Source organism: Affinundibacterium danionis (assembly GCF_042432465.1).
Lineage (GTDB): Bacteria > Pseudomonadota > Gammaproteobacteria > Burkholderiales > Burkholderiaceae_D > Undibacterium > Undibacterium danionis.
This window is the reverse complement of the sequence record NZ_JBHLXJ010000002.1, coordinates 104,643-119,712: the sequence shown is the minus strand read 5'-3', so window position 1 is coordinate 119,712 and position 15,070 is coordinate 104,643. Positions and strand designations below refer to the sequence as shown.

The 15,070-nt window shown below is 47.4% G+C and carries 13 protein-coding genes; 8 read left to right on the top strand and 5 right to left on the bottom strand.

Annotated features, from left to right (window positions below):
- Window positions 1-37: 37 nt before the first annotated feature.
- The 3 genes from lpdA to aceE form a co-directional block, all read right to left on the bottom strand.
- Window positions 38-2,143, bottom strand: coding sequence for a dihydrolipoyl dehydrogenase (lpdA, locus tag ACFFJH_RS00555; protein WP_390209326.1), 2,106 nt, complete (start codon window positions 2,141-2,143; stop codon window positions 38-40).
- A gap of 107 nt (window positions 2,144-2,250) precedes the next feature.
- The gene (gene aceF / locus ACFFJH_RS00550) at window positions 2,251-3,543 is read right to left on the bottom strand and encodes a dihydrolipoyllysine-residue acetyltransferase (protein WP_390209324.1); all 1,293 of its coding nucleotides are present in this window, start codon (window positions 3,541-3,543) and stop codon (window positions 2,251-2,253) included.
- Window positions 3,544-3,646: 103 nt separating this feature from the next.
- A complete protein-coding gene (aceE, locus tag ACFFJH_RS00545; protein ID WP_390209323.1) occupies window positions 3,647-6,340 on the bottom strand; it encodes a pyruvate dehydrogenase (acetyl-transferring), homodimeric type in 2,694 nt (897 codons plus the stop codon).
- A gap of 599 nt (window positions 6,341-6,939) precedes the next feature.
- On the opposite strand from aceE, the gene folD reads away from it, so the two are divergent.
- Genes folD through ACFFJH_RS00520 form a run of 5 tightly spaced genes read left to right on the top strand, consistent with a single transcriptional unit; the run spans window position 6,940 to window position 11,633 of the window.
- Window positions 6,940-7,785 carry a bifunctional methylenetetrahydrofolate dehydrogenase/methenyltetrahydrofolate cyclohydrolase FolD gene (folD, locus tag ACFFJH_RS00540; RefSeq protein ID WP_390209322.1) on the top strand — a complete coding sequence of 282 codons (846 nt, stop codon included), beginning with the start codon at window positions 6,940-6,942 and terminating at the stop codon, window positions 7,783-7,785.
- 13 nt (window positions 7,786-7,798) lie between these two features.
- Window positions 7,799-9,877, top strand: a complete 2,079-nt coding sequence (locus ACFFJH_RS00535) for a M3 family metallopeptidase (protein ID WP_390209320.1) — start codon at window positions 7,799-7,801, stop codon at window positions 9,875-9,877.
- Window positions 9,878-9,901: 24 nt separating this feature from the next.
- Complete coding sequence (locus ACFFJH_RS00530; protein WP_390209319.1) at window positions 9,902-10,579, top strand: DUF4124 domain-containing protein; 678 nt, start codon at window positions 9,902-9,904, stop codon at window positions 10,577-10,579.
- Window positions 10,580-10,617: 38 nt separating this feature from the next.
- On the top strand, window positions 10,618-11,043 hold the full coding sequence (locus ACFFJH_RS00525) for a DNA polymerase III subunit chi (protein WP_390209318.1): 426 nt from the start codon (window positions 10,618-10,620) through the stop codon (window positions 11,041-11,043).
- Window positions 11,040-11,633, top strand: coding sequence for a hypothetical protein (locus ACFFJH_RS00520; protein ID WP_390209317.1), 594 nt, complete (start codon window positions 11,040-11,042; stop codon window positions 11,631-11,633). The genes ACFFJH_RS00525 and ACFFJH_RS00520 overlap by 4 nt, the downstream gene beginning before the upstream one ends.
- Window positions 11,634-11,693: 60 nt before the next feature.
- On the opposite strand, the gene ACFFJH_RS00515 is transcribed toward ACFFJH_RS00520, so the two are convergent.
- Together ACFFJH_RS00515 and ACFFJH_RS00510 are read right to left on the bottom strand one after the other, a co-directional pair.
- Window positions 11,694-12,203: an Lrp/AsnC family transcriptional regulator gene (locus tag ACFFJH_RS00515; protein ID WP_390209316.1), complete on the bottom strand. Its 510-nt coding sequence runs from the start codon at window positions 12,201-12,203 to the stop codon at window positions 11,694-11,696.
- A 191-nt stretch (window positions 12,204-12,394) separates the two neighbouring features.
- Complete coding sequence (locus ACFFJH_RS00510; protein ID WP_390209315.1) at window positions 12,395-12,703, bottom strand: c-type cytochrome; 309 nt, start codon at window positions 12,701-12,703, stop codon at window positions 12,395-12,397.
- Between the two features lie 167 nt (window positions 12,704-12,870).
- Here ACFFJH_RS00510 and ACFFJH_RS00505 point away from each other — a divergent pair, with 167 nt between their 5' ends.
- The 3 genes from ACFFJH_RS00505 to lgt all read left to right on the top strand — a co-directional run bounded on the left by ACFFJH_RS00505 (window position 12,871) and on the right by lgt (window position 15,062).
- The gene (locus ACFFJH_RS00505) at window positions 12,871-13,101 is read left to right on the top strand and encodes a TIGR04438 family Trp-rich protein (RefSeq protein ID WP_390209314.1); all 231 of its coding nucleotides are present in this window, start codon (window positions 12,871-12,873) and stop codon (window positions 13,099-13,101) included.
- A gap of 142 nt (window positions 13,102-13,243) precedes the next feature.
- A complete protein-coding gene (locus ACFFJH_RS00500; protein WP_390209312.1) occupies window positions 13,244-14,194 on the top strand; it encodes a LysR family transcriptional regulator in 951 nt (316 codons plus the stop codon).
- Between the two features lie 7 nt (window positions 14,195-14,201).
- Window positions 14,202-15,062 (top strand): prolipoprotein diacylglyceryl transferase, encoded by an 861-nt coding sequence (gene lgt, locus ACFFJH_RS00495; protein WP_390209311.1) that lies wholly within the window; start codon window positions 14,202-14,204, stop codon window positions 15,060-15,062.
- Window positions 15,063-15,070 lie beyond the last annotated feature (8 nt).

Here is a 15,070-nt window from a genome sequence, read left to right as displayed (position 1 = left end):
TTGCAGGGACTTTCTGAAAGAGACAAAAACGAAAAAATTACTTCTTGCGTTGCGGCGGTAAATCCGTACAAACACCTTTGTAAACTTCAGCTGCCATGCCGATAGACTCGCCTAAAGTTGGATGCGGATGGATGGTCTTACCAATATCCACCGCATCTGCACCCATTTCAATTGCCACGGCGAGTTCACCTATCATATCGCCAGCGTGAGTACCGACAATACCGCCACCAATGATACGTTTAGTCTCGGCGTCAAAAATCAATTTGGTGAAACCTTCCGCACGACCGTTGGCAACCGCACGACCCGAAGCCGCCCAAGGGAAGACACCTTTCTCGATTGCCAAGCCTTTTGCTTTAGCTTCATCTTCGGTCACACCCACCCATGCCACTTCTGGATCGGTGTAAGCAACGGATGGAATCACGGTCGCATCAAAGTAAGCCTTGTGTCCAGCAGCCGCTTCCGCTGCCACATGCGCTTCATGCACCGCTTTGTGCGCCAGCATCGGTTGCCCAACCAAATCACCAATCGCGAAAATATGTGGTACGTTGGTACGCATTTGTTTATCGACATTGATGAAGCCACGATCAGTCACTGCTACACCGGCCTTGTCGGCAGCGATCTTCTTACCATTCGGACTACGACCGACCGCCACCAAGACCAAATCATAGATTTGTGGTGCAGGTGCGGTTGCGCCTGCTTCAGCGGCTTCGAACGTGACTTTGATGCCTTCTGGCAGCGCTTCGACGCCAACTGTTTTCGTCTTCGTCATCACATTATCAAAGCGATGCTGATTATGTTTCTGCCAAACCTTGACCATATCGCGATCAGCACCTTGCATCAAACCGTCCATCATCTCGACGACATCGATGCGAGCACCCAAAGTCGAGTACACCGTCGCCATTTCTAAACCAATGATACCGCCACCGATGACCAACATACGCTTCGGGATTTGGCGCAATTCCAAAGCGCCAGTACTGTCAACGATACGTGGATCTTCTGGTACGAAAGGTAGTTTCACCACAGAAGAGCCAGCCGCGATAATCGCCTGCTTGAATTGCACGACTTTCTTACTACCGTCTGCCGCCGTTACTTCGATGTGATGTGGGCTAACAAATTGACCGAGGCCTTGTACTACGTTCACTTTACGCGCCTTAGCCATACCCGCTAAGCCGCCGGTCATTTGTTTGATAACACCATCTTTGTGCGCACGCAAAGCATCGAGATCAATTTGCGGCTTGGCGAAAGTCACACCATGACCTGACATCGCAGCGGTTTCATCAATTACGGCCGCTACGTGCAACAAGGCTTTGGATGGAATACAGCCGACATTCAAGCATACACCGCCTAAAGTCGAATAGCGTTCGACCAATACCGTGCTCATGCCGAGATCAGCAGAACGGAATGCTGCGGAATATCCACCGGGGCCCGCACCCAACACCATCATGTCGCATTCGATATCGACTGTACCAGCATAACTCGATGCCAATGGCGCAGCGACGGCAGGCGCAGGCGCTACCGCAACTGCCTGTGCGGCTGGCGCAGCAGCAGGTGCGGTACCTTCGACGATAATCAGCAAACTGCCTTCAGCCACTTTGTCGCCGACTTTAACTTTAATTTCTTTAACGACGCCAGCATGGCTCGATGGAATTTCCATACTCGCCTTATCTGATTCAACTGTCACCAAAGACTGATCAACTTTGACTGTGTCGCCAACTTTCACCATCACTTCGATAACTTCGACTTCTTTAAAGTCGCCGATATCGGGAACTTTGACTTCGATTGGGCCGCTAGAAACGGGGGCAACGGTAGGAGCCGCGGCAGCAGCAACTGGGGGCGGAGCTGAAGTACCAGCTGACACAGGTGCTGCCGCAACTGGCGCAGCGGATGGTGCCGGTGCAGCAGCACCCACAGCTTCCACCACCAGAACAATACTGCCTTCAGCAATCTTATCGCCTACTTTCACTTTCAGCTCTTTAACGACACCCGCTTGACTCGACGGGATTTCCATACTTGCTTTGTCTGACTCAACGGTAATCAGTGATTGATCGACTTTAATCGTGTCACCAACTTTAACCATCACTTCAATAATTTCGACTTCTTTAAAATCACCAATATCCGGGACTTTGACTTCAATTGTGCTCATATTTTTTGCTCCAATTTTTTCTTCGTAGGATGGGCACTTGCCCACCGCTGTCAGTCAATAATTACCTTACGCGTGGGCAGAAAACCCTGCCCACCCTACGTTTTTTTTTACAGCATCGTCTTACGCAAATCTGCAAGTACGTCAGCCAAATAAGCAGTGAATTTCGCGGCCATCGCGCCATCGATCACGCGGTGATCGTAGGACAAGGATAGTGGCAACATCAGACGTGGCACAAATTGTTTGCCATCCCATACTGGCTTCATGGAAGATTTAGACAAACCTAAAATCGCTACTTCAGGTGCATTGATGATCGGTGTAAACGCTGTACCACCAATACCGCCCAACGAAGAAATCGTGAAGGTCGCACCTTGCATATCGGCTGGTTTCAGTTTGCCGTCACGTGCTTGCGCCGACAATTCACCCATTTCAGTTGCGATTTGTGACAAAGTCTTTTGATCGGCGTTTTTGATCACAGGCACAACCAAACCATTTGGCGTGTCAGCCGCAAAACCGATGTTGTAATACTGTTTCAAAATCAGGTTTTCACCGGTTGCATCCAAAGACGCATTGAAGGCTTTGAATTTTTTCAGAGCCGCAACACTGGCCTTGATCACGAATGCCAACATAGTCAATTTCACGCCCGATTTTGCCAAGGCATCATTGGATGATTTGCGGAATTCTTCCAAGCCTGTGATATCGGCTTCATCAAATTGCGTCACGTGAGGAATCATCACCCAGTTGCGATGCAAGTTCGGACCGCTGAGTTTTTTGATACGTGACAATGGCAATAATTCGGTACCGCCAAACTTGCTGAAATCTAACGAAGGCCAAGGCAAAAGATTTAAGCCCGCGCCGCTGCCATTGGTATTAGCAGTAGCGGCAACGGGCGCATTGGCCGCACCAGCAATCACGCCTTTAACAAAATTCTGCACGTCTTGTTGCGTGATACGGCCTTTAGGTGCTGTACCAGGAACTTTACTCAAATCAACGCCAAGCTCACGTGCGAATTTGCGGATCGATGGTGAAGCATGCGCTTTCCCTGCTGACGCGGTCGCCACACTGGCCACACTCGCTGCAACAGGAGCAGGTGCTGCCGCTGCCACAGGCGCCGGTGCAGAAGGTGCAACTGGAGCCGCAGATGCTGCAGGAGCTGCTGACGCACCATCGGCATCAACGATCACGACCAAAGAACCGAGCGCCACTTTATCGCCGACTTTAACTTTCACTTCTTTCACAACACCAGCGTGGCTGGATGGAATTTCCATACTGGCTTTGTCTGATTCAACTGTAATCAAGGATTGATCAACTTTGATGGTGTCACCCACTTTAACCATCAATTCAATGACTTCAACCTCTTTAAAATCACCGATATCCGGCACTTTGACTTCTACTGTACTCATAATGTTTGCTCCACTATTTCAGGTAGGGTGCGCCGTGCGCACCTCGGTTTGGTGCGCACGGCGCACCCTACTTTGCTATTCTTTAAAATCGCATCAACAATAATTAAACAGTCACCGGATTTGGTTTATTTGGATTAATACCGTATTTCTCAATCGCTTGTGCTACCACAGAAGCAGAAATCGCGCCTTCGTCTGCCAGAGTTTTCAATGCTGCGATCGTCACGAAATAACGATTCACTTCAAAGAATTCACGCAATTTGGCACGGCTATCGGAACGACCAAAACCATCCGTACCCAAAACTTTGTAGCTGCGATCTTTTGGAATAAAGGCGCGAACCTGTTCTGCATAGACACGCATGTAGTCAGTAGATACAACGATAGGACCGGCTGTATCTTTCAAGCATTCAGCAATATAAGGGACACGTGGTGTTTCGGTTGGGTGCAACATATTCCAACGTTCTGCATCTTGACCGTCACGCGCCAATAATGTGAAGGATGGTGCAGACCAAATATCGGCTGCAATGCCCCAATCGTTTTGCAACAAATCAGCGGCGGCAATCACTTCACGCAAGATCGTGCCTGAACCCAAAAGTTGCACGCGATGTTTAGTTTGTGCTTCGGATTTCTTGAAGGAATACAAACCTTTGATGATGCCTTCTTCTTGACCTGCGACCAAACCTGGGTGCGCGTAGTTCTCATTCATCACCGTGATGTAGTAGAACACGTCTTCTTGGTTAGTGACCATACGACGCAAACCATCATGAATAATAACTGCGACTTCATGCGCAAAAGTCGGATCGTAAGGCACGCAGTTTGGAATCGTCGATGCCATCACATGGCTATGGCCATCTTCATGCTGCAAGCCTTCACCGTTCAGTGTCGTACGACCTGCAGTACCACCGATCAAGAAGCCACGTGCACGCATATCTGCTGCGGCCCAGGCTAAATCGCCGATACGTTGCAGACCGAACATTGAGTAATACGTGTAGAACGGAATCATCACGCGATTATTGGTCGAGTAGGAAGTCGCCGCAGCGATCCACGAACTCATACCACCGGCTTCATTAATCCCTTCTTGCAAAATCTGACCAGCTTTATCTTCGCGGTAGTACATGACCTGATCTTTATCGACAGGTTCGTACAACTGACCAACTTGGCTAAATATACCGATTTGACGGAACAAGCCTTCCATACCGAATGTACGCGATTCGTCGACCATGATAGGTACAACACGCTGGCCCAAACTGCTATCACGCAGCAAAGACGTCAACACGCGTACATACGATGCTGTCGTTGAAATTTCACGACCTTCTGCCGTTGGTTCCAACATGGCTTGGAATGCAGACAATGGCGGCACCACTAATTGTTCATCCGCTTGTTGGCGACGCTGTGGCAGGTAACCACCGAGTGCTGCACGACGTTCGTGCAAGTACTTCATCTCAGGTGTGTCGTCAGCTGGTTTGTAGAATGGAATCTCAGGCAACTTCTCATCGGCGATTGGCAATTGGAAGCGATCGCGTACGGATTTGATCGTTTCGTCATCGAGCTTCTTCGTATTATGTGCCGTGTTACGTGCTTCACCCGCTTTGCCAAAGCCGTAACCTTTAATACTCTTGGCCAAAATCACCGTCGGTTGATCGACACTTTCTTGTGCGACCTTAAATGCTGCGTAAATTTTGTGTGGATCGTGACCACCGCGTGTCAAACGCCAGATATCGTCGTCCGACATATGGGCGACCATCGCCAAAGTACGTGGATCTTTGCCGAAGAAGTGTGAACGAACATAGGCGCCATCTTTCGCTTTGTAGTTCTGATATTCACCGTCCACGGTTTCCATCATGATCTTACGCAAAGCACCTTCTTTGTCTTTCGCCAGCAATTCATCCCAACCTGAACCCCAAATCACTTTAACGACGTTCCAGCCTGCGCCACGGAAGTCAGATTCGAGTTCTTGGATGATTTTGCCATTGCCGCGTACTGGACCGTCCAGACGTTGCAAGTTACAGTTCACCACTATCACGAGGTTATTCAGCTTCTCACGACCCGCCATACCGATCGCGCCCATGGATTCCGGTTCATCCATTTCACCGTCGCCGCAGAATGCCCAGACTTTACGTTTTTCCGTATCAGCGATGCCACGTGCGTGGAGGTATTTCAAGAAGCGTGCTTGATAGATCGCCATCAATGGGCCCAAACCCATAGAGACCGTTGGGAATTGCCAGAAATCTGGCATCAATTTTGGATGTGGGTAAGAAGACAGGCCTTTGCCATCGACTTCACGACGGAAGTGTAACAATTGATCTTCGCTCAAGCGGCCTTCGAGGAAAGCGCGAGCATAGATACCTGGAGAAGAGTGACCTTGAATGTAAAGCAAATCACCACCATGATCTGCGGTCGGTGCATGCCAGAAGTGATTAAAGCCGATACCCAACATATTCGCCAAAGAAGCGAAACTCGATAAATGGCCGCCTAGATCGCCATCAAGACGATTTGCTTTCACCACCATCGCCATCGCATTCCAACGCATGTAAGAACGCAGGCGCTCTTCGATTTCGAGATTACCTGGGCAATGCGCACCTTTATCGGCAGGAATCGTATTAACGTAAGCGGTGTTGCTTGAGAAAGGGATATTTGCACCACGACGACGCGCCAAATCCATCATACGTTCCATCAAATAATGTGCACGATCCGGACCTTCCGTATCAATCACAGACTCAAGCGCATCAAGCCATTCATTGGTTTCGATCACGTCGGGATCATTCACGGCTTGCGCCAAAATTTGGTCTATCTGTGACATACGGTCTCCTCATGGATAAAGGTCATGTGTTCTGGTGGCGACTGCTCACGTCGTGCAGAGCTAGTACCGCCTTTACACTGTTTAGTTTTACGCAAGCTTGTGCGAAATGTGAAAAATTCTCAAGCCTTTTTCAAGACGAAAACGACTCTCGATTTTTTGCATCGGGGACATTCTAACAGCACTTTTCTCAAATTTCAAATTACGATATGTGATTTCATATTGTGAGATTCGTGATGCAATGCAACATACAAACTTCTATGTAAATTACTATGATTTGTGAAGCCAAACCTACTCATATATTTTCTAAATTAGCAGAAAGCTTGGCAAATTACGAAACACATTTCATAGATAAACCAACAATTTTGGTAATAAAGAGAAACACTTTCGAAGTCACAAAAAAGCCACGTCTATCAGGATCAGGAGATTCACCGCTGAAATCAGAATTTTTAACTTTTTTTCGCCCAGTTTGATCAAGAAAGTTAGCAACTATTAATACGCCTGGTCGCCATCCTTTATAATGATGCTTGATCCATTTTTTGCCATCCGCCGACCTTGTCGTATTTTTTTCAAGTGTCCGCCTCCTTTCGAGCACAAATACCATGACAGCACAAATCATCAGTGGCACCCAACTTTCTCAGCAAATTCGCGAAGACGTGACTAAACGCGCAGCAAACTTAACTGCAAAAGGGAAACAACCAGGCCTCGCGGTCATTTTGGTTGGCGACAATCCCGCCTCTCAAGTCTACGTACGCAACAAAGTCAAAGCATGCGAGGACTGCGGCTTTTACTCAGTTCTTGAAAAATATGATGCATCCTTAAGCGAAATTGACCTTTTGGCACACATCGATCGCCTCAATAATGATTCAAAGATCAATGGCATTCTGGTGCAATTGCCTTTACCCGCACACATCAATGCTAACAAAGTGATTGAAGCGATTGCTGCCGAAAAAGATGTAGACGGTTTTCATATCAGCAATGCTGGTTTGCTAATGACAGGTCAGCCTTTATTCCGTCCATGCACACCGTATGGCGTGATGAAGATGCTGGAATCTATTAACTACCCAGTACGTGGCGCGAATGCGGTGGTGGTTGGTGCTTCAAATATTGTCGGAAAACCGCAAGCCATGTTGCTCTTGCAAGCAGGCGCAACCGTCACCATATGTAATTCCAAGACACGTGATTTGGGCGCCCATACACGCAATGCCGACATCCTCGTGGTCGCCACAGGCAAGCGCAATATCGTCACTGCCGACATGGTGAAACCGGGTGCGGTCGTACTCGACGTCGGCATGAATCGCGACGATGAAGGCAAATTGTGCGGCGATGTGGATTACGCGAATGTCAAAGAAGTCGCTAGTTACATTACGCCAGTACCAGGCGGCGTTGGTCCAATGACGATCACGATGTTATTAGTTAATACGATAGAAGCTGCAGAAAGAATTTAATACGATGAGTGAAATGACGACCCAATCAACAACGACCACCAATCCGCTACTCGACTTTAGCGATCTGCCACGCTTTGATTCGATCTCGCCGGAGCATGTCAGTCCCGCGATTGATCTATTGTTAGCAGAATGCCGTACTGTGGTATTGCAATTAGAAGCGCCAATAGCAAACATTGATTGGGACAATTTCGTCACGCCATTAGAAACCGTTACCGAAAAGCTCAGCCGTGCTTGGGGCATCGTGAGTCATCTCAATTCGGTGCGCGATACACCAGAACTACGTGCAGCCTATAACGAAAACCAACCCAAGGTCACCGAATTTTGGACTGAGCTTGGACAAAATCTGCATTTATACGAACACTACAAAGCATTAAGTGCGAGCGCTGCCTACGCGACGCTGAGTGCCGCGCGTAAAAAAATCATCAGCAATGCCTTGCGTGACTTTAAACTCGGCGGCGCAGAATTAGCTGACGACAAAAAGAAACGCTACGCAGAAGTGCAAGAAAAATTAGCCGCCCTCTCCACCAAATTCTCTGAGAACGTGTTGGACGCGACCAATGATTACAAATTGCTCGTCACGGATGTGGCCGAACTCAAAGGATTGCCGGAAGAAGTCTTACAAGCGGCACAACACGCCGCCGAACAGGATGGCAAAACGGGCTATCAATTCAGCCTGCATTTCCCTTCGTATTTCCCACTTTTGCAATACGCTGAAAACCGCCAGCTACGCGAAACGATTTATCGCGCAAACGCGACCAAGGCATCGGAACTAGGCGGGCATCCTGAGTGGGATAACACGGCAATCATCGATGAGTTATTGAGTCTACGCCAAGAAGAAGCGGAACTACTTGGCTATCAAAATTTCGCAGAAGTCTCGCTTTTACCCAAAATGGCGGAGAGCGCCACCCAAGTCGAAAGTTTCTTGCTCGATTTAGCACACAAAGCGAAACCGTTTGCCGAAAAAGATTTGACGGAGCTACGCCAATTTGCCCAAGAACAATTTGGCATCAGCGACTTGCAAGCGTGGGACACCACTTTTGCTTCAGAAAAACTCCGCGAACAACGTTACGCGTTTTCTGAGCAAGAAGTAAAGCAATATTTCCCTGAGCACAAAGTCGTCGCTGGTTTATTCAATGTGATTCAAACTTTGTTTGGCGTGAATATCCAAAGCGATAGCGCCGCTACGTGGCATCCTGATGTGAAGTTTTATCGTGTCGAGCGCGATGGTGAATTGGTTGGACAGTTTTATCTTGACCTCTACGCGCGCGCTGCAAAACAAGGCGGCGCTTGGATGGACGACGCCCGAGCACGCTGCCGCAAAGCGAGCGGCATTCAGACGCCCGTGGTTTATTTAACCTGCAACTTCAATGCCCCAGTGGTGGTGGATGGCGTCACCAAACCAGCAACATTCACCCACGATGAAGTGATTACCCTATTCCATGAATTTGGGCACGGATTGCATCAATTACTGACCAAGGTCGATGACATTTCGGTTTCGGGAATCTCTGGCGTCGAGTGGGATGCGGTGGAATTGCCGTCTCAATTTATGGAAAATTTCTGCTGGGAATGGGATGTCTTACAACAAATGACCGCGCATGTTGATACCGGCGCCCACTTACCGCGCAGCTTGTACGACAAAATGATCGCTGCAAAAAATTTCCAATCTGGCTTACAAACGCTGCGTCAGGTGGAGTTCGCCTTATTTGATATGCGTCTTCATGATGGTAGCGCCAGCGCCGCCAGTCTCAGCGTCGCCCAAGTATTGCAACAGGTCAGAGATGAAGTGAGTGTCATGCAACCTCCTGCTTTTAACCGTTTCCAACATTCGTTCAGCCACATCTTCGCCGGCGGGTATTCAGCAGGATATTTTAGTTATAAATGGGCTGAAGTTTTATCAGCGGATGCCTACAGCGCGTTTGAAGAAGCAGCACAGATCGAAGGGACGAGCTTATCTCGAAAAGTTGGCCAACTGTTTCAAGCCGAAATTTTAGAGATGGGTGGATCACGCCCGGCCTTAGACTCATTTGTCGCTTTTCGCGGCAGGAAACCGACTATCGATGCCTTATTGCGCCATAATGGCATGATTCAATAAATAGTCTATTTGGAGATTATCGCAATGCACCTTCCTCATGACGTTACCACGACAGAAAAAATAGTCAAAAAAACTGATTATTCGCCAATTAGCTTGCTAGCCACCGCACTGCTGCTCTGCGCTGCGACCTCGATGACTAACATCGCTCAAGCACAGATGTATAAATGGATAGGCCCGAACGGAAAAACCGTTTACAGCGATACGCCGCCACCAGCCAATGCGAAAAAATTACTCAGCAAATCGACTGAAGGTGCCGGGCAGCAATCTAATGTCCGACTACCACCGGAATTAGAAGTGGCGACTCGTAAAAACCCTGTCACGCTGTATGTAACACTGCCTAGTACACCATGCGGCATCTGCAATGAAGCACGTAGCATGTTGAAACAAAATGGTATTCCCTTCACTGAGAAAACCGTGGACACGAAAGACGATGTTGAAAAACTTCGTCAAGTCAGCGGTGATACTCAATTGCCTCTACTTTTAATTAGTAGAGCAAAGTTTGCAGGCTTTGACAGTGTCGAATGGCGCACAGCCTTAAGCACTGCTGGCTACCCAGAAACCAGTGTACTTCCCAAAGACTATCGCTATCCAGCAGCGGAACCAGCAGCACCGCCAGCACCCGTTGACAACAAAGACAAAGCAGAAAAAACAAGTGAGCAAGTAAAACCGCGCACCGCGTCACCGACCGGTATTCGTTTTTAAGCCAAGCAAACTGAATTTGAGAATTTAAATAATCTAAAATGACTCGAGTAGATTTTCATAGTCAAGTGAGCGACAAAATTCACTATGCCTGCCGCCTCATCAGAAAGGCGCGGGCGGCGAATTGTCAGATTCTGGTATTGAGTCAAGATTTGGCGCAGGCGCAATCTTTAGATCGAGCTTTATGGAGTTTTTCTGCCAGCGATTTTTTACCTCACACACTTATCGAAGATCCTCTGGCAACCCAGAGCCCAATTGTGATAAGCGCAGACCAAGAGGCGCCATCACCGCACCATGATTTATTGGTCAATCTCAGTCAGTCTTTACCATTGCAATTTCAAAGCTTTCAACGCGTGATAGAAATCGTATCGAGCGAAGAACAAGATGCCAATGCGGGACGGCAACGCTTCCGCCTTTATCAACAACAGGGTATCAAGCCTACTCACACCGTCGCCAACGCATCATGAATGATCAAATTGATTCCAGTATTCCTGTTTTGACCGAAGTCATTGCGCCAACGACGCCAGCGACTACTGAGCGTCAAACAACTGCGCAACCAACCTCATCGGCGCCAAATAAACCTGCGACATCTGTACGCCCTACGCCCGACATTAAAAGCCCCACAGCACCAGCATCACCGGTGGCGAATATAAACACAGCAACGGCGACGGCAGCGATGTCGAAACCAATTTCTCCGACTAATTCGATTAGTGTGCCTAAAGCAGCGCCTGCACCAATATCAGCACCAGCAACTCAAGGCAAATTCTTTGAAGAGGTAAAACAAGAACAAGTTGCCGTCCAAAATTGCGATAACATGAGTACTGAAGCGTGGCTACAAATGGAGCACAAGCTTAAAGAAAATGTACTGCGTCAAGTATTGGCGCGCGTTGATTTTGTCCTAGAACATAGAGTGCGCGATAGTCTGGCTGAAGTATTACAGAGTGCGGTCGATCAGCTTGCCGACGATATTCGTGCGGGTCTGCGACAAAGCCTAGAAGAAGTCATCACACGGGCGGTCACACAAGAATTGAGTAAGCTAAAAAGTCATAAGCCTTAGCACTAAGAAATCACTTTAGTGTAAGGCTTAAGGTCTCAGGTCTCGCGTATTGATCCTAATTTATTTCGCGACACGTACCGACAACTCTGGCATTTTTTCATCAAAAGCAATGCGCGTAGAAAACTTCGCTCGTTTCATAGGAAAACGTGAGTGAAAATGCCGCACGTTACCCGACCCAGAGATGGCGCGCCGCACGAATTGATAATAAGCCTCCATGTCGACCACATGGATCACTAAAAAATAATCAATTTCACCTGATACGAAGTAGCATTGCATTACTTCCGGTTCGTGATTCATGCACGCCTCAAAATCACGCATATGCTCGTCGGATTGGTTGGTCAATGAAATCTCAAGGAAAGCAAGCATGCCATAACCAAGAGAAAATGGATCAACCATGGCAACATCGGCATTAATAATCCCCGCGTCTCGCAGCGCCTTAATTCTACGCAAACAAGTTGGCTGAGAAATATGAAGTTTCTCAGCCAGAACACGAGTCGCGACTTGGTTATCTTTTTGTAGCAAATTGAGTAATTTGCGATCTACTTTATCGAGAGTATGAAATTTGGCCATAACAAATTAGACAGATACGTAAACAAAAAGATGTACAAAGTTAAAACTACAAACTCAATAAAAAAGCTCGGCACTCAGGATGCCGAGCTTAGTGTTATTCATCGTACTGATTAATCATAAACAATGCATAACTAATGCTAACTAATTACTCGTCAAAACGACGAATTAGCAAGCCTAAGAATTAACTATTTTTATTTCAAAGACAAAACCCAGGTTACTAAAGTTTTTGCTTCTGCTGGAGACACCTGAGCATTTGCTGGCATAGGTACTGCGCCCCATGTGCCGCTACCGCCTTTAATAACTTTAGTTGCCAGTTTATCCGCTGCAGTTTTATCACCTGCGTATTTTTTTGCAACGTCTTTAAATGCAGGTCCCAAAATTTTATTGTCAACGCTATGACAAGTCATACAATTTTTTGCTTTCGCCAAATCAGCATTCGCCATCGCAGAACCAGATACCAACAAAGCCGCGCTACTGATCACCATAAGTGCTGTTTTCATCAAAATCTCCTAGTCAAATTTGAGGTACAGATATTCTACTGCTTTTTACGATTTACCGAGCCTTCCAACGTCGCTAAATTTCGTTTGGTTGACCTAAGTCTGGAATATGCCTATGATGAACACTCACTTAGCAAGGTCACCCATTCATTTTTCAAAGATTTTCAACTATGTTCCTGATTATTCCTATCGTCATCCTCTACGCATTAAAACTGCTCGAAGTGAGTTTTATGGAACAAGTGTCGTGGTGGTGGATTAATGGATTCGCATTTGCCGCGTTTATCTGGTTTGAATTTCTCGAACGCATGCTGGGGTTGGACAAACGCAAAGATGATATGCACCATAAAAAAATGCAAGATGAACGCTTGAAACGCAATTTCAAAGAAAGCAAAAAAAAGTAAATTGGGCACCCCGATTCAAGCCTATTCTGACCGATTCAGAAACGCTAAATTTTATTGAGACGCAGCACTTAGTTAATCTACTTACTGAGCCCACTTAGTTCATCAATTTATCCAGCCCATCCATGATCGTTCGCATTAAGTCATGCAGATAGAACTGCGTCAACTCAGATATTTTGTAGCAGTCGCAGAAGAACAGCATTTTGGTCGCGCGGCGCTACGTTTGCATATGACGCAACCACCGCTTTCTCAAGCGATACAAGGCTTAGAAGCCCAGCTTAATGCAGCCTTATTTATTCGCACGACAAGACACATTCAATTGAGTGCAGCAGGCTTAGCTTTACTGCCCGAAGCCAAGCGTTTACTTGCACAAGCAGAGCTACTTCCTGACATCGTTCAACGTGCTGCTAATGGACAAACGGGAGAGCTACGTTTGGCGTTCATATCTATCGCGGACTACAGCATATTGCCGCTAGTTCTGCGCAAATTCAGACAAAGCCATCAAGCAGTTAAAATTGAGTTAAATGAAGCCACCAGCGATAAGCAATTAGTCTTACTGGAAAAGTCAGAGATTGATTTAGGCTTTTTAATCCCACCGATTCCATCGTCACTAACCGCGCAAATCCACTACAAAAAAGTGCGTAGTGAAGCCTTGATCTTAGCCATACCCGAGTCTGAGGCACAACGCGCCAACCCCAACGATTTAGCGACTTACAAAGATTTGCCATTAATCCTTTTTCCGCGCAAAATTGCGCCTGCTTTGCACGACAGTATTTTGTCCTGTTTTGAAAAAGTGGGATTGACACCCGTAGTGTCACAAGAAGCGATACAAATGCAAACCATTATCGCCTTGGTCTCTGCATCGATGGGGATGGCCTTAGTACCAGAATCCGTTTCTAATTTAAAACGTCCGGGCGTGATTTACTATCCGCTAAACCAAAATCAAGCGACAAAAAAAACACGCAAAGATGCCAACAAACACGCAAACCCAAATACACTCGCGCCCTCATCTATTCATGCAGGCGTAGAAATTGGCGTAGCCTGGCGCAAAGATAACACCTCCCCTGCCTTGCAGGCTTTTTTAGATCTTTTATAAATCAATTATGCTGGAACATCCCAACTTCGACCCCGTTGCAATCCGACTCGGTTTTCTCAATATCCATTGGTACGGTCTGATGTACTTAGTCGCCTTCGCACAGTTTGTCGCGCTGGGTCGAGTACGTCTAAAACAACCTCATATCGCCGCCCTTGGCTGGACCAAAGAACACATAGACGACATGCTGTTTTACGGCGTATTAGGGGTCGTGCTAGGTGGGCGGTTAGGTGAAGTCGTGTTTTACAATCTGAGCTACTACCTCACCAATCCTCTCGAAATTCTCATGGTATGGAAAGGTGGTATGTCCTTTCACGGTGGATTTTTGGGCGTGCTAATCGCGATGAGCTTATGGGCTCGCAATGCAAAAATGCCGCTGGTTCATGTCTATGATTTTATTGCGCCTTTAGTCCCTCTCGGTTATGCCGCAGGACGCATCGGTAATTTTATTAATCATGAATTACCTGGCCGTATCGCCTCCAGTGATTTGCCTTGGGCTATGAAATGGCCAGGCATAGACTACCCTGTGCATCCATCGCCGCTTTATCAGGCTTTAGTCGATGGTCTGCTACTATTTATTCTGGTCTGGATCTATGCACGTAAGGCGCGCCCAGCACTGGCGGTCGGTGCTGTATTCGTCTGCTTGTATGGCTGCGCACGTTTCTTCACCGAATACTTTCGCACGCCAGACTATGAGGTACATGTGGCGGGTTTCAGCATTTCTGCCGGACAAATGCTGTCCTTACCCATGATCGTTGGCGGACTGTTATTGCTCTGGCTAGCCTATCAAGCTAAATTCGAACCCAAGACAACCAAGCCCAGTAGCGAAAAACCCAGTCCAAAAAAACCTAAATCGCACAAGAACAAATAATGTGAAGT